Origin of the sequence: Spirochaeta thermophila DSM 6578, from assembly GCF_000184345.1 — a bacterium.
GTDB classification, from domain to species: Bacteria; Spirochaetota; Spirochaetia; order Winmispirales; family Winmispiraceae; genus Winmispira; species Winmispira thermophila.
Genome location: NC_017583.1, coordinates 634,691 through 655,653, shown reverse-complemented (window position 1 = coordinate 655,653; position 20,963 = coordinate 634,691). Strand labels below are relative to the sequence as shown.

Genomic DNA, 20,963 nt, shown 5'->3' with positions numbered 1-20,963 from the left:
TCATGGAACGACTTCCTCGAGACCGTATTCCTGGATCTTCCTGTGGAGCGTCTTCCTTCCTATGCCGAGTATCTGTGCCGCCCGTGACTTGTTGCCCTTGCAATAGGCAAGGGTGGCGCGGATGATCTCCTTCTCCGCTTCCTCCAGCGAGGTGCCTACGGCGATACGGATGAGCCCTCCCCCCTCCGCCTCCTCACGGATGTGTGGAGGGAGATCCTCGACCACGATGATGGTCCCCTTGCACATCACCACGGCACTCTCTATGCAGTTGCGGAGTTCCCTCACGTTCCCCGGCCAGGAGTAGTTGTAGAGAATGGCACGAGCCTTGGGATCGATGCCCTCGATCTTCTTGCCGTTCTCCTCTGCGAGCTCCTTGAGAAAGGCCGCAATGAGGAGAGGGATGTCCTCCTTGCGCTCCCTCAACGGCGGCACGTGGATGTGCACCACGTTGAGTCGATAGTAGAGATCTTCCCTGAAGCGCCCTTCCTCTACCTCCCTCTTGAGGTCCTTGTTGGTGGCGGCGATGATCCGGACATCCACCTCGATGGTTCTCTCCCCTCCCACCCGCTCGAACTTCTTCTCCTGGAGCACACGGAGGAGCTTCACCTGGACCGCAGGGCTTATCTCCCCTATCTCATCGAGGAAGAGCGTACCGCCGTCCGCGAGCTCGAACCGGCCCCTCCGGGTGGCGTGCGCTCCGGTGAAGGCACCCTTCTCATGGCCGAAGAGCTCGCTCTCCAGGAGACTCTCCGCGAGGGCCGCGCAGTGGACCTTGATGAGCGGCTTGTCCCTCCGGTTCGAGAAATAGTGGATGGCATCGGCGATCCGCTCCTTCCCGACTCCGCTCTCCCCCGTGATGAGGACCGATGCCCGGGTGGGCGCCACCTGCTGGATCACCTCGAAGATCTGCTTCATCTGGGGACTCTTCCCGATGAGCATCCCGAACTTTTTCTGACGCTCAAGTTCCCGTTGCAGTTCCCTGTGCTGGAGCACCAACTCCCGGGTGGAGAGAGCCCGCTTCACCAGGAGGCCCAGCCTGTCGAGATTGAGGGGTTTGGTGAGGAAGTCGAAGGCACCGTCCCTCATGGCCTGGACCGCACTCTCGATGGTCCCGTGACCGGTGAGTATGATGACGGGGACCGTGGGATACCCGCCGACCACGTATCTGAGGAGCTCGTCTCCCGGCATGCCGGGCATCTTGAGGTCGGCGATCACCAGGTCGATGTCCTCTTCGTCGAGGATCTTCTTCGCCCGATCACCGTCTTCGGCCAGAAAAACTTCATACCCCTCCATCTGGAGGAATGTCTTCAGCCCTTCCCTGATGTTCTTCTCATCGTCGGCGACGAGCACGTTGAACCTCATGGCTGCTCCCCGTTCCAGGTGATCCTTCGGGACACGGTGGCCGGTATGGGGAAAAGAAGGGTGAACGTCGTGCCCTTCCCCTCCGCCGACTGGACCTCTATCTCTCCTCCGTGTTCCTGCACTATCTTATAGACCAGGGTGAGCCCCAGTCCAGAGCCCGTCTCCTTGGTGGTGAAGTACGGTTCAAAGATCTTCTCCTTGAGGTGCTCCGGGATCCCCACACCGGTGTCCGAGAACGAGAGAGCGAGCCTGCCGTCCCGTAACTGGGCCCAGACGGTGAGAACGCCTCCCTCGGGCATGGCCTGTACGGCGTTCTTTATGAGGTTGAGGAGGGCCTGCTTGATGTACCTTCGATCGAGGGAAAGGGAAGGGATGTCCTCGGGGATCCGGATGTCGACTCTCACCCCCGCTTGAGCGAGTTCGGGACCTACCAGGGAGAGGGTCTCCTCCACCAGCTCGCGCACCGAGAGTTCCTCCCTCTCAAGATTGATCGGCCGGACTGCGAAAAGGAAATCCACCACGATACGGTTGAGCCGTTCTATCTCCTCTTTTATCACTCCCACGTAGGGAGAGACCTCCTCGGTGGAGAGGCATCCTTTCTGGGAGAGGAGCCGCTCGATGAGCTGGAGATGGATACTGATGGCGCCCAGTGGATTCTTGATCTCATGGGCCACGCTCGCCGCGAGGGTGGTGAGCGAGGCGAGACTCTCCATACGCTTGAGTCGCACCTCCTGGGCCCGCTGGTCGGTGACATCCTCCATGAGGACGAGAGTGCCCCTGATCATCCCGCCCCGCACGAGGGGGAGCACGTCCACCCGGAAGATGCGCCGCCGGCCCCCCAGATCGAAGGTGAACTCACGCCCACGCACCGTCTCCTCCCTCGAGAGGAGCGCGCGTACGTGTTCCCGGATCTGGGTATCCCGAACCGCATCCTCCACCCCACGTCCCTCGCTGTCCTCCTCCACCACTCCGAGCCTCTGGGCCAGCCTGTTGGCGAAGGCCAGCCTGTCGTCCTCATCCAGCACCAGGATGGCTTCGGGTATCGAGTTGAGGACATCCTCGAGGCGGCCGTACTCCTCCACAAAGTCTTCGAAGACCCTCTTGAGCTGCTCCCTGTCGAGTTTCTCGAGCTTCCCCAACGTCCGTTCCAGAAAGCCCCTCACGGCCGACCTCCCGAGTATGCGAGCTCCCGCTCGAGAAAGAGGGCCTCGAGGACCGTCTGGGGATTCATGTTGAGATCCCTCACCCTGAAACACGCCCGCGAGAGGAGACGTGAGACCTGTTCCACCTCTCCGGCATGAGAGGAAGGAAGGAAGGAGGAGAGTTCATCCAGCGCCACCTCGTACCACGCCTCCCACTCCTCCCTGGGCACATCGAGGAGTGAGGAATCGAAGGAGGCCGCCCCCACCAGCATGCGGACGAATCCTCTCGCCTTCGCGGCAAGCCCCTCCTCTTCGAGTGCCGAGAACTGATGGAAAAACGCAGAGAGATGCTCTGGAGGGTTTGCAAGGCGGAAGATGCGTGCGAGGACACCGCGCATCTCCTCGGTCGAGCGTTCGAAGAGCTGATAGTGTCGCACGCGGGAGAGTATGGTGGGGATGATGGCCGTCCGCCTGCGGGTGAGGAGGATGAAGTAAGTCCCTGCCGGGGGCTCTTCGAGTTCCTTGAGGAGGGCGTTCCGGGAGGCCTCCTGGAGGGTGTCGGCGTGTTCGACGATCACCACGTGCGGCGTGCGGGAGGAGGAGAGGTGCACGGACGAGAGGATGCGCCGCACCATGGCCACCGGGACGCCGTCCCGGGGGACGAAGGCCTCGAGCTTCCTGCAGAATCCGAGTATACGTTCCCCCGCCTTGACCAATCCCTCTCCGAGTTCTCCTCCCTCGGAGGAAGGATAGAACCCCTCGAGCAACTCCGTGATCTCCGCCACGAGGTCGAAGGCCTGCCGCACCTTCCCTTCCTCTCCCTCCCAGAGCACGGGGTCGAACCTCCGGGTGAGCTTGCGCACTGCTCTCACGAAGAGGAAGCGCGTGGCCACGCCCGGAGCCCGCATGAGGGTGTCCCACGAGGCGCGTATCTCCTGCAGAAAGCGCTTGGGTCCCACGACGAGGGTGAGGGGCTCGAGGAGAAGGCGCTGACGCCGGCAGGAGTCGCACGGACAGTCCCACGCCGCCTCCCTCTCGCACGAGAGCACACGGCTGATCTCGAGGGCCATCGTGAGCTTCCCCGCATATGGAGGGCCTGAGATGAGCACCGAGGAAGGGAAGCTCCCTTCCTTCAATTCCCTCGAGAGCTGTGACACCGTCTGGCTGTGGCCGATGATGTTCTCGAACATACGCCGCCCCCTCACAGGGAACCGGTCCCGCCCCCTCCACGCAGCATCCCTGCACCGGCCGCTTCACGCGCCGCATTCACCACACCCGTTGGATCGGGGAGCAAGGGGAGGAGGAGACGCGCGAAGAGGCTCGTGCCGAGCATGCGGGTGGTGTCGACGAAGGGCTGGGCCTCGAGGATGAGGAGGATGACCGCCACCACCACGATCCCCTTCAGGATACCGAGAAAGAACCCCAGAGCCTTGTCGAGGTTTTCGAGGTGTACCCGCTCGATGAGGGACTGGAGGGCGTTCTCCAGGAGTTTCACCACGGCGTAGACCACGATGAAGAGAGAGAGAAAACCGAGCACAGGGCTCCAGGGAGAGGCGCCCAGGAGAGAATCGAAGAGCCCCGCAGCCCGGGAGGAGAAGAGGGCCCCCGCCGTAAGGCCGCCCCCCACGGCGAGCACCGACATGAACCCCTGGATGAACCCCTTTATGAGCCCCTGGACGATGAAGAAGAGGATCACCCCCAGGAACACCACATCGAGCGCGGTAAGATTCATTCGTCACCTCCGTGTCGTCTTGTGGGGGACTCCGAGAGAAATCCCTCGAGCACCCGGGCGATCGCCTCCGCTGCATCCGGCCGGGCGAGCTCCCGGATACGCTCTTCCAACGCCCTCCGCCGCCCCTCATCCCGCATGAGGCCCTCCACCACCTGCACCAGCCTCGCCGGCACCGCCTCACCCCCCTCGAGCACCACCGCCGCCCCCCGCTCCGCGAGCCTGCGCGCGTTCCTCACCTGGTCGCCACGGCTCCCCAGCTCCCTCCCGAGCGGCACGAGCACCGCCGCCTTCCCGCACGCCGCCAGCTCCGCCACCGCCCCCGCCCCGGCCCGCGACACCACCACCTGCGCAGCGGAGAGCACGTGGGGAAGCTCTCGTCCCAGGAAGGCCACGGGGTGGTACCCCTCCCGGCGCGGCGCCCGCTCCACATCCGGCCCGGTCTGGTGGATCACCTCGCACCACTCGAGGAGCCGGGGGAGGGCCGCCCACACCAGCTCGTTCACCTGACGGGCCCCCTGGCTCCCCCCCAACACCAGGAGGAGCGGCCGCCCGGGCCGTACGGGGAAGAATTCCCTCACCTTTCCCGGATCCCCCGAGCGCACCTCCGGCCGCACGGGGTTCCCGGTACACACCACACGCGGTTCCCACTCCCTGGGGAAGAACGTGGCCGTCTCAGGCCACGAGGTGAGGATACGCGAGGCATACCGGGCCGTGATCCTGGTGGCGAGACCGGGATCCAGATCGGACTCGTGCACCACCACCGGGATGCCCAGGATCGAGGCCGCGATCACCGGCGGCACCGCCACGTACCCCCCCTTGGAGAAGACCACCCGGGGCCTGAGCCTCCTGAGGAGCAGGAGAGAGGCCATCACACCCACCCCCACCCGCCCCACATCCACCACGTTCTTCACCGAGAGGTACCTCCTCCACTTTCCCGCAGGCACCCCGTAGAACCGCACCCCCGCCTCCTCCACCCAGCCCCTCTCCGGCCCCTTTCGCGAGCCGATCCACACCGCCTCCAGCCCGGGCACCCTCTCCTCGAGCACCCGGTGCACCGCGAGGGCCGGGAACACATGTCCCGCCGTCCCTCCTCCTGTGTAGACAATCCTCATGCAGTCTCACCTCCACGAGCTACCGATCTTGACCCTCCCCCCGTTCCCCCGTATCGTAAGCCTATCATGCGAACGCACATCCCTGCAATTCTACTCCTCCTCGCGATCCCCGGCTCCCTCCACGGACAGACCTTCCCTCTCTCCCCTCAGCAGGAAGAGACCCTCGAGACCACCGGTGAGCTCACCATCTACTTCGACGGCACACCCGAACGCATCCTCTACCACGGCCCCCTCTCCCCGCTCATCCGCGCCGACCTGAAGGACCTCTCCCCCACCATCGGCGTGGAATCCCTCTTCCGCCTCCCCATGCCGTCCTCTCTCCGCGAAGGCTCCGATCCCATACCCGAACTCTACAACATACTCCATCGAGTGAGCACCATGAAGGGGATCCAGTACTACTCGGCCAGCAGGGGCAGGATGCGCACCATGTTCCACGACGCCTACCGCATCGCCTCGCCCGAAGCGCGGGAGCCGGTTCCCGACCTCACCTTCAGCGAACTCCCGCGCGAGCCCGTCTCCATCACCATCTTCCAGGACGACTCCAGCTTCGGGAAAAACCTCTACCGGATCACCTACCGGGTGGAAGGCTCGTTCATCCTCCTCTCCATGGAGAACCTGGACACCCTCGCCTACATGGGCCTCATCCCCCTCGTCTCGCCCGGCGGCCTCCGCACCCACCTCGTGATCGTGCCCCGCGGGGAGGAGCTCATGTTCTACGGCATCTGCGGCGTCCGCACCATCCGCTTCTTCGGCATGGAGAAGCGCTACGCGAGCTTCTACAACCGTATCGTGGCCCTCAAGAACTGGTTCCAGAGCCAACTCCCCTTAAGGCCATAGCCGGAAGGACACTTTACCATCTTCTCACATCCCCCTTACCGATTCCTCACAGACTCTTTATACTATCTCGAAAAGGAGCATGTGATGAGACACCATCTCGAAGACGAGATTACCGACCTCAGGAACAGCATCTTCTCCATGGGCATCCTCGTGGAAGAGACCCTCCACAAGGCCTACAGGGCCCTCAAGGAGCAGAACACGGACCTCGCGCAGGAGGTCTTCGAAGACGAAGAGGAGATCAACCGGCTCCAGCACACCCTCGAGCACCGCTGTGCCGAGATCCTCGCCACCGAACACCCGGTGGCAGGCGACCTCAGGGAGATCCTCACCTCCTTCAAGATCATTGCCAACATAGAGCGCATCGGGGACCACGCCGTCCACTTCGCCAAGGCCCTCATGAGGCTCAGGAACCGCGAGGTGCTCAGAGACCTCTCCCAGTTCTTCTCCATGGCAGAAGAGGGCATCTCCATGTTCCACGACGCCCTCACCGCCTACATCGAACGCGACGCAGAGAAGGCCAGGGAGGTGGCCTCACGCGACAGCCGCATCGATGAGATGCACGGCCAGATACTCCAGCACCTCTTCCGGCTCATCAAGGAACACCCCGACCGACCCGAGGACTTCACCTCGCTCCTCTTCCTCAATCGGTTCCTCGAACGCCTCGGTGACCACGTCACCAACATCTGCGAGTGGGTCGTCTTCAGCACCACGGGAGTCCACGAAGAGCTCAACCAGTAGGAGGCCCCATGACCATCCTGGTGGTCGACGACGAACCCGACATCGTGGAGCTCGTCCGCTTCCACCTCGAACGGGAGGGCTACGAGGTGGTGAGCACAGGGGAAGGGAGGGACGCGCTCGAGAAGGCACGGAACCTGCTTCCCGACGCCATCATCCTCGACCTCATGCTTCCCGGGATGAGCGGGCTCGAGGTGTGCAGGCTCCTCAGGCAGCAGGACAGGACCTCCCACATTCCCATCCTCATGCTCACCGCAAAGAGCGAGGAGACCGACGTGGTGGTGGGCCTGGAGCTCGGGGCCGACGACTACATCACCAAGCCCTTCAGCCCCCGCATACTCCTCGCCCGGCTCAAGGCCGTGCTCAAACGCACCCACCCCCCGGAAGGAAGGAGCGACGAACCAATCGTGGTGGGCGAGCTCGTCATAGACCCTCATCGTTATTCCGTCCGCGTACGGGGACGAGAGGTCATCCTCTCGGCCACGGAGTTCGCCATACTCAGCTTCCTCGCCCGGAACCCCGGGTGGGTCTTCTCCAGGCAGCAGATCATCGACGCGGTGAAGGGCGAGGACTACCCGGTCACGGAACGCGCCGTGGACGTGCAGATCCTCAGCATAAGGAAGAAGCTCGGCGATGCACGAGACTACATCCAGACCGTCCGGGGAGTCGGCTACCGCCTCCAGCCGGTCTGACCCGCTCTGGCCGGTCCGCCTCCTCCTCCCCCTCCTCCCCATCCTCGCCCTCTCGCTCCTCCCCCTCGCGCTTCCCCTCACCCCACCCCTCCCCTCCCTCCTCGCCCTCCTCCTCCAGACCCTCCTCACCGCCTCCCTCCTCCTCCACCACGCCCTCCACCTCCGCCGCACCCTCCGCACCCTCAGGCGCCGCCTCCTCACCACCCCTCCCCCCCTCCTCCCCCACACCAGGGCCCTCACCAACCCCTTCTCCCGGGCCCTTCAGCCCCTTGAGGAGGCCCTGCTCCACACCCTCGGCCAGACCCACACCCGCCTCCAGGACCTCACCGCCGAGAGCCACCTCTACCACACCGTGCTCACCCACATGGAAGAGGGGATCGTGGTCACGGACGGCCGCCTCCGCATCACCTACGCCAACCCACGCGCCCTCGAGATCCTCCCCCTCCCCCCTGAGCACCGCCTGAAACCCCTCCCCCAATTCCTCCGCTCCACCTCCCTCCTCGAGCACATCCACAGGACCCTCTCCTCAGGCATCCCCCTCACCCACACCCTCACCACCCCACCCCCCTCCTCCAGAACCATCCGCCTCCATCTCATCCCCCTCCCCCCTTCCCCCGCGGAGCGCCTCCTCCTCGTGGCGAGCGACATCACCCGCCTCGAACGGCTCGAGCAGATCCGACGCGACTTCGTCTCCAGCGTCTCCCACGAACTCAAGACCCCCATCACCACCGTCCTCGGCTACCTCGAGACCCTCAAAGACCTCCCCCCGGACGACGAGGCCACCCGCACGCGCTTCCTCGAGACCGCCCTCTCACACACCCACCGCCTCCACCAGATCATCGAAGACCTCCTGCTCCTCTCCCGCATCGAGCAGGCAGAGGCCCCCGTACCCCTCGAACGCGCACCCCTCGCCCCACTCATCCGGAGGGCCATGGAGCTCCTCCGTCAAACCAGAGGCGAGACCCATCCCCTCACCCTCGAAGGCCCGGAGGACCTCGCGCTCCCCCTCAACCCCGGCCTCATGGTCCAGGCCCTCTACAACCTCATCCACAACGCCGTCACCCACACCCCACCCGGCACCCCCGTGGTGGTACGGTGGAGAGGCACCGGCTCATCCGTCCTCATCCAGGTGGAGGACCGCGGCCCCGGCATCCCCCCCGAGGCCCTCCCCCGCATCTTCGAACGATTCTACCGGGTGGACGCATCACGGGCCCGGAGCACCGGTGGTACGGGTCTCGGCCTCTCCATCGTGAAGCACATCGTACAGGCCCATCGCGGCGAGGTGAGCGTAGCGAGCACCCCGGGAGAAGGCACCACCTTCACCATACGTCTCCCGGGGTGAGTCGTTCTTCAGATGCGCACCCGTGCGAAAGGTCGATATCTCTCTGAACACCAGTGTCTTCAACTCGCCCACCGTAAAAAAAGGAGAGGCACCATTGCCTCTCCTTACCAGAAACCAAGTATCGAAGCAGGCCCGGATCCACCCTCAATCTACCTACCAATACAGCTCTATCACCACAGCCCTCACGTTCGGGGCCTCGATAAGGGTGCTCTGATCGTTCACGTCATCGTAGCAGAACCCATATGCAAGCCCTCCCAGACTTATCTCATGCCAGAAGGCAGCGTACCAATTGGCGGGTGAATCCAGATAGTAGTACGCGGGATTGTTCCAATAGGAGGAATCCGGATAGTGGACTACGTGACGATTGAATGCAGCACATATCCACGCTTCCAATGCAAGCTCAACCGTATTCCCGGAAGCGAGCACCCCAGACCCTTCAAATATCTCTGTATCGTTCGGTCGTCTCTGAATGTAGAACTTCTGACCGTCCTCCAAGCGAGTAAACTCCATTCTGTCATCCGAAAGAACTCTTCCCTGGAAGGTTCCTAATGGGTGCGTTATGGTAAGCGTCTGAGTCCTATACTGATTCCACACCGTATCCACATATGCGTCGAAGTATGAGGCGTTGGGTTTCCCTTCCCCGAAACTCCCCTTCGCAGGCGCAAGGATTCGGTAAGGATAGTGATTCAGGCTCCTGAACTCAGAAGGCACGTAGCTATCGAAGAGGGAAAAGACCTCATCCCTTGGACGATCGATTCCCACTTTCTTGACGAGTGTCCCCCCATCGGAATACACCGCAAGCGTATACGGGAAACCGAACTGATCGACCTGGGTGGTATTACCCCAAAACGTGCCACTATGCACGGTGAACTCCGCCCAATCGAAGATGATATCTTGATTCGGATCAGAGGGATTACCAAGATCGGGCTGCACAATTCCCACACTTCCTGTCGCATCGACCACAGCACTCATGACCAGTGGAGAATCTATACTCATGTAAAGCCTCGCCGAGGTAAAGACCGGTGGCACCTGAAAACCAGCGATAGTATCCAATCTGAAGAACCACTGCTCACTCGTATCTCCTGCCCCAATCACCGTGGCAGTTCCCTCGGGAGTAAGATAACACCATCTATTCCCTCCATCCCGTCCAATGATTGCTGCATAGATTCGACTGTCATCTACACGTCCACCTGTCTTGTTGAGGAACTGTATCGTCAGTTCCATCCCTGGAGAAAGAGGTATAAACCGAGGAGACGATGATGGCGTGGGGGTGGGGGTGCTTCCACTACCACCCAGGTAGGTGAACCGGATCCAGTTGATGTTCCACCCTCCGGAGACCGCATAGATCCCAAAGGCATGGTTCCCCGCAGGAATCGTCACCGTGTGGGACACCGTGGTCCAGTTCTGCCACCCACCCGTCGAGGGGATGCTCACCGACCCGAGCACGATCGATCCCGCATCCAGATCGGCGCTCAGCTGGCCTCCCCCATTGAGGCTCGCCACGCGGTACTCGACGAGGTACTCCCCTCCCTCGAAGTACCGGCTCGCATACGCCATCCAATCACCCGCATCGATCCAGCCCACGTTGAGCCCGCCCTCGACACACGACTCCGTCTGCACCCCGCTCATCGCCGCATAGTCCTCGGCCTCGATCACAAACGTGGTGCTCCCCGCAGGCGTGGGTGTGGGGGTGCTCCCACCCGCGGTGTGCGTGTAGGAGTACCAGCCCGTATCCTGCGCACCCGCGTCGAACCCGATGGTGAACCAGTAGTCGATCACATCACCCTCGGAGAGCCCATTCACGTCGTACCAGAAGGAGGTGCCATCCCGGTTCATACGGACGTTGAGCTGGCCACCGCCGTTCACCCTGTAGTGCACGTCCGCCCACCCCGCATCGGCAGCATCGACCCAGATGCGTGCAGTGTCGGCGTCCACATAGTCGCACCCGCTCTCAAAGGCGGCACGGGAGACCAGGTCTCCACGTAAGTTGACGAAGCCCCCTTCGCATGCTACAATCAGCACAAGCACGAGCATGAGGGGGGCAAGGTACGGAAGATAGCGTCTCATCTCCCTCCTCCCTTATCAAGGTTGTGGACCTCCCCACGGGAGGCCATGGGCAAGAGGATCCGGGTGGCGGCCTGGATCCTCTCCTCTCACCACTATTGTTAACGCTACCATATTCCTGCAGTGTACCCTTCCTGTTTCCCCCTGTCAACGAAAAACTGTGCTGTCCTTCTGCGTAACCCCTCGTATTTCGGTTAAGTCCATGAGGGATATCTCTGGTCAGAACAGGTGTAGCTCCCATAACTCCCAGTCAAGAAAGGTGTAACATCCCCTTCCCTTCATTATATACCCTATCTTCAGTCAGAACCGTTCGCACACCTCTCCCCGAGTTGCAGGCCTCCTCGCGTAGAGCCCGAGTATCCGAACGTGACAGGAATCTTCTGTAGTGGAGAAACAATCCAAACACAAGACGAGGATATCAGCTTCTATCGCTCGAATTGCCGCTCCGTATATCCGCTGATGAGCACCAGTGCGCGGAGATATTCTCGCTCACTTCTGCCACAGCCCGTACTGGATCCCGTCGAGGATACATATCGCCCACGTGCCCGTCTCTCCCTGTTTCGTAGGAGGGTACGCAATCAGCGCTCCGGCCGCCTCGGCCCTCCTCATTGCCGCCATGATATCACTTACCTCGAAGTAGGTGCGCACGATGGGTTGCTCATGGTCCCCCAGCGGAGATCGGACACCTACCAGTACCCCATTCGGCATAGTTGCCACTCGGGCGTTTCCGAGATCTTCCACCATGGTATCACATGAAAGCCCATACACCTGCTTCAGGAAGCTACACTGTGCATCCACAGAGGTGCTCACGATCTCCACATAATGAACATGCATAGTATGCTCTCCTTTCGATCGACGTGGCCTTTGATCTGGGGAATGGAACGGATACTCCCATCTGAAAGAAACGGGCTCCATCTTACTTCATTTCTCCTGCACCTTCCTCTACAGCGCCCCCCTCAACCGAACTTCCCCGAGATGTAGTCCTCGGTGCGCTTCTTCTTCGGGTTGAGGAAGAGCTCCTTCGTAGGACCGAACTCCTCGATGTAGCCCGCCCCCCACTCCTCGTGGAGGTAGAGAAAGGCCGTGTAATCGGAGACCCGGGCCGCCTGCTGCATGTTGTGCGTGACGATCACGATGGTGTACTGTCGGGCGAGCTCCTGCATGAGCTCCTCGATCCTCGCCGTGGAGATCGGATCCAGGGCCGAGGCCGGCTCGTCCATGAGGATGACCTCGGGCTTCACCGCGATCGTCCGGGCGATACAGAGACGCTGCTGCTGGCCGCCCGAGAGGGCGAGCGCGCTCTTCCCCAGCACGTCCTTCACCTCGTCCCACAGGGCCGCCGCCCGCAGGCTCTCCTCCACGATCTCGTCGAGCGTGGCCTTGTCCTTTATCCCGTACATCCGGGGGCCGTAGGCCACGTTGTCGTAGATGCTCTTGGGAAAGGGATTCGGCTGCTGGAAGACCATCCCGATCCTGCGGCGGAGGAGCACGGGGTCCACATCGGGATCATACACATTCTTCCCGTGGAACAGCACCTCCCCCTCGATCCGCACGTCCGCCACCACCTCGTTCATCCGGTTGAAACACCGAAGGAGGGTGGACTTACCGCACCCGGACGGACCGATGAAGGCCGTAATCCTGTTCTTATATATCGGAAGATTGATGTCGTAGAGCGCCATGTGATACCCGTAGTACACCGAGAGCCCACGGGTCTCGATGATCACCTCTTCCTTGCCCTCCGGGACGGATCGAAACCGGCCGTCCGCCACCTGAAACTGCACCTCGCGATCCATACGACCTCCTACCACCGTCGCTTGGAGAATCTGTGCCGCAGGTACACGGCAATACCGTTGAGCAACATGAGCGTCACCAGGAGCACGACGATCGCCGCCGGCACCACCCCGTGCTGGAACTCCGGCTTGGGATAGTCGGACCAGGCGAAGATCTGGAGCGGAAGGGCCCCAAAGGCCGAGAGCAGGCCCCTCGGAGGCGTGAAGATCGAGTGGGCCACTCCCACCATGATGAGGGGTGCGGTCTCACCCATGGCGTTCGCCAGGGCGAGGATGATCCCTGTCATGATCCCGGGGAACGCCTCCGGCAGCACCACCGAGGTGATCATCTGCCACCGCGTGGTCCCCATGCCGAGCGAGGCGAAACGGTGCGAGTCGGGCACCGCCCTGATCGCCTCCTGGGCCGAGACGATCACGATGGGGAGCACCCTCAACATGAGGGTGAGGCTCGCCACGAGCAGACACCCGATGGGCAGGTGCATCACACCCACGAATACCCCCAGGCCCAGAAGGCCGTACACGATCGAGGGCACCCCCGCCAGGTTCGCGATGTTCGTCTCGATGAGACGCTTGAGCCTGCCCTCCTTGGCGTACTCCTCCAGGTAGATCGCAGCGCCCACCCCGAACGGGAAGACCATGAGCCCCACCAGGACGATGAGGTAGAACGAACCTGCGAGGACCGGCCCCACGCCCGCCTTCTCGGGGAAGCGCGACGGCGGACTCGTGAGGAACTGCCAGTCTAGCCACCCTATGGCATCCGAGAACACGTAGACCAGGAGCCCCGCGAGCGAGAGGAGCCCCCACACCGTGGCGAGGAAGGCCACCCCCAGGAAGATCCTGTCCTTGATCCGCTCGGCCCCCACACTGTGCCACAGCGTGGGAGTGTGAGGAGCACGCCCCGTCGTCTCACTCATTGGTACTTCTCCCTGAAACGCCTGCGTATCCTGCCGGCGATGAGGTTGAGCCCAAGCGTGAAGAGGAAGAGCACGAGCCCCACCGCATAGAGGCTCTTGTAGGCCATGCTCTCACCCGTCACGTCGCTTATCCCCACCTCCACCATTGCGGCGGTCATGGTCTGGATGGGCCTGAGGAAGGCGTCGGCGGGATCGAAGATGTTCACCATCCGGGAAAGGTTGCCCGCCGCGATGGTCACGGCCATGGTCTCCCCTATCACCCGCGAGATCCCCAGGATGAACGACGAGACGATGCCGGAGAGGGCCGAGGGGAGCACCACGGTCCTCACGGTCTGGAACTTGGTGGTGCCCAGGGCATAGGCGGCATACCTGAGCGAACGGGGCACGGCGCGCATCGCATCCTCGCTTATGCTGCTCACCGTGGGGATGATCATGATGGCCACCACGATCGATGCGCTCAAGGTATTGAACGTGGAGATCTCGGGGAAGAGGTACGTCTTGAGGAAGGGGGTCACATAGACCAGGGCGAAGTACCCGTACACCACCGTGGGGATCCCTGCGAGCACCTCGAGGGCAGGTTTGAGCACGGCCCTGAGCCCCTCCGGCGCGTATTCGGCCAGGAAGATCGCGGTGAGCAGGCCGATGGGAAGGGCGATGAGGGCGGTGCACAGGGTGAAAGCGAGGGTACCCGAGAGGAGCGGCAGGACGCCGAAGGAGTAGGGCTGGATGGTCGGGCTCCACCTCGTGGAGGTGAGAAAGTGGAGGGGAGAGACATCTCTGAAGAACGAGAGGGAATCGACGAGCAGCACCAGGACGATCCCTGCGGTGATGAGCACGGACATGCCCGCCATGAAGAGGAGTACCCTCCGCACCCACCGCTCGGTTCTGTGGGGAGGGGGGGAAAGGGAGTTCATCTCACTCATGTCACCTCACACAACCATGCACGCTTCTTTCTCTCTTACTGTATTTCGAAGGGGATATCAATAGGGGCGGGCAGCACCCGCCCCTATTGGCGTTCGTACTCAACGTGACTACTTCTTCGAGACCTCGGCGATGGCCTTCTCGAGCTTCGCGAGGTTCTCCTTCACCACCTCGTCGGTCACAGGCACGTAGCCTATCTCGCTTATGAGGTCGGAGTTCGTCCGCTCGATGTAGAACCTGACGAAGGCCGCCACCTCAGGCCGTGCGAGGGCGCTCTTCCTCACATAGATGAAGATGGGCCTCGAGAGCGGATACTCATACGTACGGGCCGTCTCGAGAGAAGGGGCCACACCGTTCACCTTGAGGGCCTTCACCCTGTTCGTGTTCTCCAGGTAGTAGGCCATACCGAAGTACCCGAGGGCGTACTTCGAGCCGGAGACCGCCTGGACGATGGTGTTGTCCTCCTCGGTGCCCTGGTAGTCGCTCCGGGAGAGGTCCTCCTCCCCCATCACCTTCTCGGTGAAGAAGTCGAAGGTGCCCGAGGCACTCGTGGGACCATAGAGCTCGAAGGGCTCATCCGGCCACGAGGGGTCCACGTCGCTCCATTTCTGAGCAGGATCATCGGGCCGCCAGATGTGCCGGAGCTGCTCGATGGTGACATCGTCGACCCAGTCGGCCTGGGGGTTGACCACCACAGTCACCGCATCGATCGCCACCTGGAACTCGAGGGCGTCGTCACCCTGCGCCCGCACCTGTTCGAGCTCGCTCTCCTTGATGGGGCGGCTCGCATCGTTGATCTCGGTCTTGCCCGGAATGAAGAAGTTTTTGAACCCTCCGCCGGTCCCGGTGGACTGCACCGCGATCTGGACGCCGGGCTGGACCCGGTTGAACTCCTCGGCCATCGCCACGGTGATGGGATAGACCGTGCTGCTCCCTGCAATACGTATGGTGCCGGAGAGAGCCCCCGACTCTCCCTGACCTCCCGCCCACACGAAACCGGAGGCCAGGACGATCCCTGCAAGCAAAGACAGAACACGTCTCATATCGTTCCTCCTGTCAGAAATAGTATCTGGTACTATGATCCTGCTCGAATGTTAAATTCGTGTAAGACGGGAATCAAAGAGTGTTAAAAGCGCTCGATGAGGCGACGGGAAGCGGTCTCGGCCTGGAGTCTGATCCTGTAGCGCAAGAGATGGCCTTCACCCACCCAGCCCTCCTCCGTACCCCTCACCACTCTGCACCACGCTCCTTCCTCTTCCACGATCTCCACCATGTCCCCCCTCCTGAGGATACCGACCACAGAACCGCGCGGAGGAGGGGCGTCCCACAGCCTTGCATAGGCGTCCCGGACCACGGCCCAGCGGAGCTCCTCGCTCAGAGGAGGAGAAACCGGGACCTCGAGCGGAAGGGCACGGTCTTCCCTGCAGCCCGAGAAGAGGATGAGCGCGGCACACGCCAAGAGGAAGACCCGCCCTCTCATGCCATCTCCTTGAGGCGGGCGATCTCGTCCCGGATCACCGCGGCCATCTCGAACTCCAGGTTCTTGGCGCGCTCCAACATCTCCTTCTCGAGGCGCTGGATGAGCTTCTTCCGCTCGGAGGGGACGAGGATGTTGTACCCGTGGACCAAGACTTCGATCTCCTTCCGTTCCACCTCTTCCTTGACCTTCATCCTGCGCTCGAGGATGTCGCGCACCGACTTCTGGATGGTCTGTGGGGTGATGCCGTGTTCCCTGTTGTAGGCCTCCTGGATGGTTCGACGCCTCCTCGTCTCCTCTATGGCCTCCCGCATCGCATCGGTCACGCGATCGGCGTACATGATGACCTTGCCCTCGGCGTTCCTCGCTGCCCGGCCCATGATCTGGATGAGCGAGGTCGCCGACCGCAGAAACCCTATCTTGTCGGCATCGAGGATCGCAACCAGCGCCACCTCAGGAAGGTCGAGTCCCTCCCGGAGGAGGTTGATCCCCACCAGCACGTCGAACTCGCCTGCCCGCAGGTCGCGCAGGAGCTCCACCCGCTCTATGGTCTCCACCTCGGCATGGAGGTACCGCACCCTGAGCCCCAGGGACTGCAGGTAGTCGGTGAGATCCTCGGCCATCTTCTTGGTGAGGGTGGTCACCAGGACCCGCTGGCCCTTCTCGACCCGCTTCCTGATCTCGGCATACAGATCGTCGATCTGCCCTTCAGTGGGTCGCACCTCCACCTCCGGGTCCAGGAGCCCGGTGGGACGGATGACCTGCTCCACCACCTGGGATGACTTGGAGAGTTCCTCCTCCTCGGGGGTGGCCGACACATAGATCACCTGCGGCACGATCGACTCGAACTCCTCGTACCTGAGGGGCCTGTTGTCAAGGGCGGAAGGGAGCCTGAAGCCATACTCCACCAGGGAGAGCTTCCTCGAGCGGTCGCCCTCGTACATGGCCTTGAGCTGGGGTAGGGTCACGTGCGACTCGTCGATGAAGACGAGGAACCTGTCGGGGAAGTAGTCGAGCAAGACCGCGGGACGCTGCCCCGGCTTCCGGCCGGAAAGGTGACGCGAGTAGTTCTCTATCCCGGAGCAATAGCCCATCTCCTCGAGCATCTCGAGGTCGTACTCGGTCCGTGCCTTGAGGCGCTGGGCCTCCACGAGCTTGTTCTGGGAGAGGAGTTCCCGGTAACGTTCGTCAAGCTCCTCCCGGATGCCCTGGATGGCACTACGGACCTGTTCCTCGGGGAGGACGAAGTGCTTCGCCGGATAGACGAAAAGGCTCTTCCTCTCGTCGAGCACCTCCAGGGTGAGGGGATGGACCACCTTTATGGAGACCACCTCGTCCCAGTCGAGTTCCACCCTGTAGACGTGCTCGAGATAGGCGGGGTAGATGTCCACGATCTCCCCCCGCACCCTGAAGGTGCCGCGCGTGAGCACCGCATCGTTCCGCTCGTACTGGAGGCTCACGAGCTGCTGCTTGAGCATCCCCAGATCGAGGCGCTGCCCCACGTCGATCCTCACCCGCATCTCCCGGAAGTGCTCGGGATTCCCCAGCCCGTAGATGCACGAGACGGTCGCGACCACGATGACGTCGGGCCGTTCCATGAGACTCGCGGTGGCCGAGAGCCTGAGCCTGTCGATCTCCTCGTTGATGGAGGCGTCCTTCTCGATGTAGAGATCCTTGGAGGCCACGTAGGCCTCGGGCTGGTAGTAGTCGTAGTAGGAGACGAAGTACTCCACGGCGTTGTGAGGGAAGAACTCCTTGAATTCGCGGTAGAGCTGGGCGGCGAGGGTCTTGTTGTGGGAGATCACCAGGGTGGGGAGTTGCACCTCCTCCACGATCTTCGCCATGGTGAAGGTCTTCCCCGAGCCGGTCACCCCTTTGAGCGTCTGATACCTGTAGCCCTTCTTCACCCCCTCCGAGAGGAGGGCGATCGCCTTCCCCTGATCACCCGCCGGCCCGAACGGGGCCTCCACCCTGAATCCGCTCATGCCGCCTCCTAGTTCCAGTTGAAACGCTCAGGTCGTTTGGAGAGCGGGATGGAAAGCGTCACCGCCTTCCCATCGCGTACCACCTTCACCTCCACCCTCTCACCCGGCTTGTTGTCCTCGAGCGCGGCGTAGAGGTCGGCGAGGCTCCCCACCGCCCGGCCGTCCACCTCCACGATGATATCCCCTCCCAGATAGATGATGCTCCGCCCGTAGCGCACGGCCTTGTCCGGAGAACCGCCCTTCAGACCCGCCTTGGCCGCAGGGCTTCCCGGTTCCACCTTGGAGACGAGAATCCCTCTCGAGACGGGCAGACCGGCGTAGCGTACCAATGCAGGGAAGAGCTGCACGGGGACGATATCGATCCACCCGCGCTCCACGTACCCGTGGGCGATGAGCTCAGGAACCACCCGCTTCGCCGTGTCCACCGGCACCGCGAACCCCACGCCCACCGATCCACCCGAGGGAGAATAGATCATGGTATTGATCCCGATCATGTAGCCGCGGGAGTCGAGGAGAGGCCCCCCGGAGTTGCCCGGATTGATGGAGGTGTCGGTCTGGATCATGTCCTGTATGATGAGGCCGTCCTCGGTCCTGACGGGCCTCCCCAGGGCCGACACCACCCCCACGGTGAGGGTACGTTCGAGTCCGAACGGGTTTCCTATGGCGAGCACCTTCTGGCCCACCTTGAGGTCCGAGGAGCCGCCCATGGGGATCACCACGAGGTCCTTATCTCGAGGATCGAACTTGAGGACCGCAAGATCGTTCTCGGGATCCACCCCCACCACCTCACCCTCGTACTGACTCCCATCGGCAAGGGAGATGAAGACCTTGTAGGCACCCTTGACCACGTGGTAATTCGTGAGCACGTAGCCCCGCGCGTCGATGATGGACCCGCTCCCGGTCACCCCCTCCTGGGGAACCGGCTCGAGGAACCAGTTGTAGGCGAGGGTCTCAGTGGTGATGTTGACCACCCCGCGGTTCCTCGTCTCGTACACGCGGATGTTCTCGAGTTCGTCCTCGCTGTATCGACCCGCCCCCTCGGCCACGGGGATGAGCGCCTCGGCCCCGGTGTCCACGGGGATCTCCGGCAGCACCGCCTCGGACTGCCCAGAGGCATCCCGCCCCCCCATCGAACGCCCCACCCCCAGCCCCAGACCGAGCGCAAAGAGAAAGAGCACAACAGATCCGATCACGACGACGGTACGGGTCCAGAACGTGCGCATCATCCGCCTTCCCTCGTGTGTGGTCCTTCTACAATATAACGGGAAGGACGAGGGGTTGCCAAGCGTACGCTCAGAGCTCCGACCAGAAAAAGTCCATGTCGCCGTATCGCCTGTAGTGCACCGCCTCGAGGAGGTGATCTTTCTGGATACGTTCGGCCCCCTCGAGATCGGCGATGGTCCGTGCGAGCTTGAGGATCGATGCGCAGGCCCGGGAGGAGAGGGAGAGCTGTTCCACCGCCTTGAGGAGCAGGCGTTGCTCCTCGTCTCCCAGGCGACAGTGGGTCTCCACCTCCTCCGGAGTCATCGAGGCGTTCCTGGAGTAGTCCTTTCCAGCGAACCGTTCCCGCTGAATGGACCAGGCGCGTTCCACCCGTTCCCTCACTGCAGCGCTCGGCTCAGGACGATCGGAGAGGAGGACCTCGGGTGACTCCGGGCTCACGGGGAATCGGATGTCGATGCGATCGAGGAGCGGTGCCCCGATCTTCCGCCAGTAGCGCTTTATCTCCTGCACACTGCAGGCACAGACCGCGCCCTCCCTCCCCAGGTTGCCGCAAGGGCAGGGGTTGGCGGCGAGGATGAGCTGAAAGCGTGCTGGGTACCAGAAGGAGTGTCCGGCCCGGGAGAGGGTGATGCGGCCGGTCTCTATGGGTTCTCGGAGACTCTGGAGGATGGAGGCGCGAAACTCCGGCGCCTCGTCCATGAAGAGCACACCCTGATGGGCGAGCGAGATCTCTCCGGGGCGTACCTCCTTCCCCCCTCCCACCATGCCCTCCACCGTGGCAGAGTGGTGGGGAGCTCGGAAAGGACGTCGATTCGAGTAGGTCCTCCGTGAACCGTTCTGGAGCTCACCGGCGAGCGAGTAGACCTGGAGCACCTCGAGACGCTCCTCCTCCGAAAGGGGCGGGAGGATCGAAGGGAAGGTGTAGGCCCCCATGGTCTTGCCCGAACCGGGAGGCCCGAAGAGGAAGACGTGGTGTCCCCCGGCCGCCGCCACCTCGAGGGCGCGACGCAGATAGGTCTGTCCCTTGAAGGAGGAGAAATCGTGCTCCCATTCCTCCTCGACTCCGACATCCTCCCCCTTCTCCTCCCGCTCCTCCGGGAACCCGGCCTCCACCACCTCCACCGCCTCCTCCAGTGATCCCACCCCGAAGACCCGCACCCCCTTCACCACCGTGGCCTCGGCCACGTTCGCCGCCGGCACCACCGCCACCCGCACCCCCTCCCTCCTCGCCGCGATCAGGCTGGAGAGTACCCCTTCCACCGGCAGGACCTCGCCCGAAAGACGCAACTCGCCCATCACCAGGACCACCCCCTCCGCGGCCTCCACCTGCCCCGAAGCCGCGAGGAGGGCGAGCGCGATCGCCAGATCGTACCAGGCCCCCTTCTTGGGTAACCCCGCCGGTGCGAGATTGATGAGTACGCGCTTCTGAGGAAAGGCGAATCCGCTGTTCTTGAGCGCCACCCTGATCCTCTCCCGCGCCTCCTTCACCGCCGTTCCGGCGAACCCCACCACCTCGACCCCCGGTATCCCCTTCCTGATATCCACCTCCACCCGTACCACGATCCCCTCATATCCCCAGGGAAGGAAACTCACCACCTGCATGGCACCTCCCACCCCCTCTGACATCCGCACCG

The 20,963-nt window shown here is 62.7% G+C and carries 19 protein-coding genes; 4 read left to right on the top strand and 15 right to left on the bottom strand.

Annotated elements, in window-relative coordinates:
* Genes SPITH_RS02865 through murG form a run of 5 tightly spaced genes read right to left on the bottom strand, consistent with a single transcriptional unit; the run spans position 1 to position 5,348 of the window.
* Positions 1 to 1,362: a sigma-54-dependent transcriptional regulator gene (locus SPITH_RS02865; protein ID WP_014624230.1), complete on the bottom strand. Its 1,362-nt coding sequence runs from the start codon at positions 1,360 to 1,362 to the stop codon at positions 1 to 3.
* Positions 1,359 to 2,525 carry a two-component system sensor histidine kinase NtrB gene (locus SPITH_RS02860; protein WP_014624229.1) on the bottom strand — a complete coding sequence of 389 codons (1,167 nt, stop codon included), beginning with the start codon at positions 2,523 to 2,525 and terminating at the stop codon, positions 1,359 to 1,361. The genes SPITH_RS02865 and SPITH_RS02860 overlap by 4 nt, the downstream gene beginning before the upstream one ends.
* Positions 2,522 to 3,694: a DNA polymerase III subunit delta' gene (locus SPITH_RS02855; protein WP_014624228.1), complete on the bottom strand. Its 1,173-nt coding sequence runs from the start codon at positions 3,692 to 3,694 to the stop codon at positions 2,522 to 2,524. The genes SPITH_RS02860 and SPITH_RS02855 overlap by 4 nt, the downstream gene beginning before the upstream one ends.
* An 11-nt stretch (positions 3,695 to 3,705) precedes the next feature.
* On the bottom strand, positions 3,706 to 4,236 hold the full coding sequence (locus SPITH_RS02850) for a CvpA family protein (RefSeq protein WP_014624227.1): 531 nt from the start codon (positions 4,234 to 4,236) through the stop codon (positions 3,706 to 3,708).
* Positions 4,233 to 5,348: an undecaprenyldiphospho-muramoylpentapeptide beta-N-acetylglucosaminyltransferase gene (gene murG, locus SPITH_RS02845; protein ID WP_014624226.1), complete on the bottom strand. Its 1,116-nt coding sequence runs from the start codon at positions 5,346 to 5,348 to the stop codon at positions 4,233 to 4,235. The genes SPITH_RS02850 and murG overlap by 4 nt, the downstream gene beginning before the upstream one ends.
* A gap of 66 nt (positions 5,349 to 5,414) precedes the next feature.
* On the opposite strand from murG, the gene SPITH_RS02840 reads away from it, so the two are divergent.
* The 4 genes from SPITH_RS02840 to SPITH_RS02825 all read left to right on the top strand — a co-directional run bounded on the left by SPITH_RS02840 (position 5,415) and on the right by SPITH_RS02825 (position 8,954).
* Complete coding sequence (locus tag SPITH_RS02840; protein WP_014624225.1) at positions 5,415 to 6,185, top strand: DUF6675 family protein; 771 nt, start codon at positions 5,415 to 5,417, stop codon at positions 6,183 to 6,185.
* A gap of 84 nt (positions 6,186 to 6,269) precedes the next feature.
* A complete protein-coding gene (gene phoU, locus SPITH_RS02835) occupies positions 6,270 to 6,923 on the top strand; it encodes a phosphate signaling complex protein PhoU (protein ID WP_014624224.1) in 654 nt (217 codons plus the stop codon).
* 8 nt (positions 6,924 to 6,931) lie between these two features.
* Positions 6,932 to 7,612, top strand: coding sequence for a response regulator (locus tag SPITH_RS02830; RefSeq protein WP_014624223.1), 681 nt, complete (start codon positions 6,932 to 6,934; stop codon positions 7,610 to 7,612).
* A complete protein-coding gene (locus SPITH_RS02825; protein ID WP_014624222.1) occupies positions 7,554 to 8,954 on the top strand; it encodes an ATP-binding protein in 1,401 nt (466 codons plus the stop codon). Before SPITH_RS02830 ends, SPITH_RS02825 begins: the two co-directional genes overlap by 59 nt.
* 153 nt (positions 8,955 to 9,107) lie before the next feature.
* On the opposite strand, the gene SPITH_RS02820 is transcribed toward SPITH_RS02825, so the two are convergent.
* The 10 genes from SPITH_RS02820 to SPITH_RS02775 all read right to left on the bottom strand — a co-directional run bounded on the left by SPITH_RS02820 (position 9,108) and on the right by SPITH_RS02775 (position 20,931).
* Positions 9,108 to 11,021, bottom strand: coding sequence for a beta-1,3-glucanase family protein (locus SPITH_RS02820; protein ID WP_014624221.1), 1,914 nt, complete (start codon positions 11,019 to 11,021; stop codon positions 9,108 to 9,110).
* A 486-nt stretch (positions 11,022 to 11,507) separates the two neighbouring features.
* On the bottom strand, positions 11,508 to 11,852 hold the full coding sequence (locus SPITH_RS02815; protein ID WP_014624220.1) for a VOC family protein: 345 nt from the start codon (positions 11,850 to 11,852) through the stop codon (positions 11,508 to 11,510).
* A 122-nt stretch (positions 11,853 to 11,974) separates the two neighbouring features.
* Positions 11,975 to 12,811 carry a phosphate ABC transporter ATP-binding protein PstB gene (gene pstB, locus SPITH_RS02810; RefSeq protein ID WP_014624219.1) on the bottom strand — a complete coding sequence of 279 codons (837 nt, stop codon included), beginning with the start codon at positions 12,809 to 12,811 and terminating at the stop codon, positions 11,975 to 11,977.
* An 8-nt stretch (positions 12,812 to 12,819) separates the two neighbouring features.
* Positions 12,820 to 13,722 (bottom strand): phosphate ABC transporter permease PstA, encoded by a 903-nt coding sequence (gene pstA / locus SPITH_RS02805; protein WP_014624218.1) that lies wholly within the window; start codon positions 13,720 to 13,722, stop codon positions 12,820 to 12,822.
* Complete coding sequence (pstC, locus tag SPITH_RS02800) at positions 13,719 to 14,645, bottom strand: phosphate ABC transporter permease subunit PstC (protein WP_014624217.1); 927 nt, start codon at positions 14,643 to 14,645, stop codon at positions 13,719 to 13,721. Before pstC ends, pstA begins: the two co-directional genes overlap by 4 nt.
* A 108-nt stretch (positions 14,646 to 14,753) precedes the next feature.
* On the bottom strand, positions 14,754 to 15,686 hold the full coding sequence (locus SPITH_RS02795) for a PstS family phosphate ABC transporter substrate-binding protein (RefSeq protein ID WP_014624216.1): 933 nt from the start codon (positions 15,684 to 15,686) through the stop codon (positions 14,754 to 14,756).
* A gap of 83 nt (positions 15,687 to 15,769) precedes the next feature.
* Positions 15,770 to 16,123, bottom strand: coding sequence for an SH3 domain-containing protein (locus tag SPITH_RS02790; RefSeq protein ID WP_014624215.1), 354 nt, complete (start codon positions 16,121 to 16,123; stop codon positions 15,770 to 15,772).
* Positions 16,120 to 18,105 carry an excinuclease ABC subunit UvrB gene (gene uvrB / locus SPITH_RS02785; RefSeq protein WP_014624214.1) on the bottom strand — a complete coding sequence of 662 codons (1,986 nt, stop codon included), beginning with the start codon at positions 18,103 to 18,105 and terminating at the stop codon, positions 16,120 to 16,122. Before uvrB ends, SPITH_RS02790 begins: the two co-directional genes overlap by 4 nt.
* Before the next feature lie 8 nt (positions 18,106 to 18,113).
* Positions 18,114 to 19,331, bottom strand: a complete 1,218-nt coding sequence (locus SPITH_RS02780) for a S1C family serine protease (protein ID WP_014624213.1) — start codon at positions 19,329 to 19,331, stop codon at positions 18,114 to 18,116.
* A 67-nt stretch (positions 19,332 to 19,398) separates the two neighbouring features.
* Positions 19,399 to 20,931, bottom strand: coding sequence for a YifB family Mg chelatase-like AAA ATPase (locus SPITH_RS02775; RefSeq protein ID WP_014624212.1), 1,533 nt, complete (start codon positions 20,929 to 20,931; stop codon positions 19,399 to 19,401).
* Between the last annotated feature and the right edge of the window lie 32 nt (positions 20,932 to 20,963).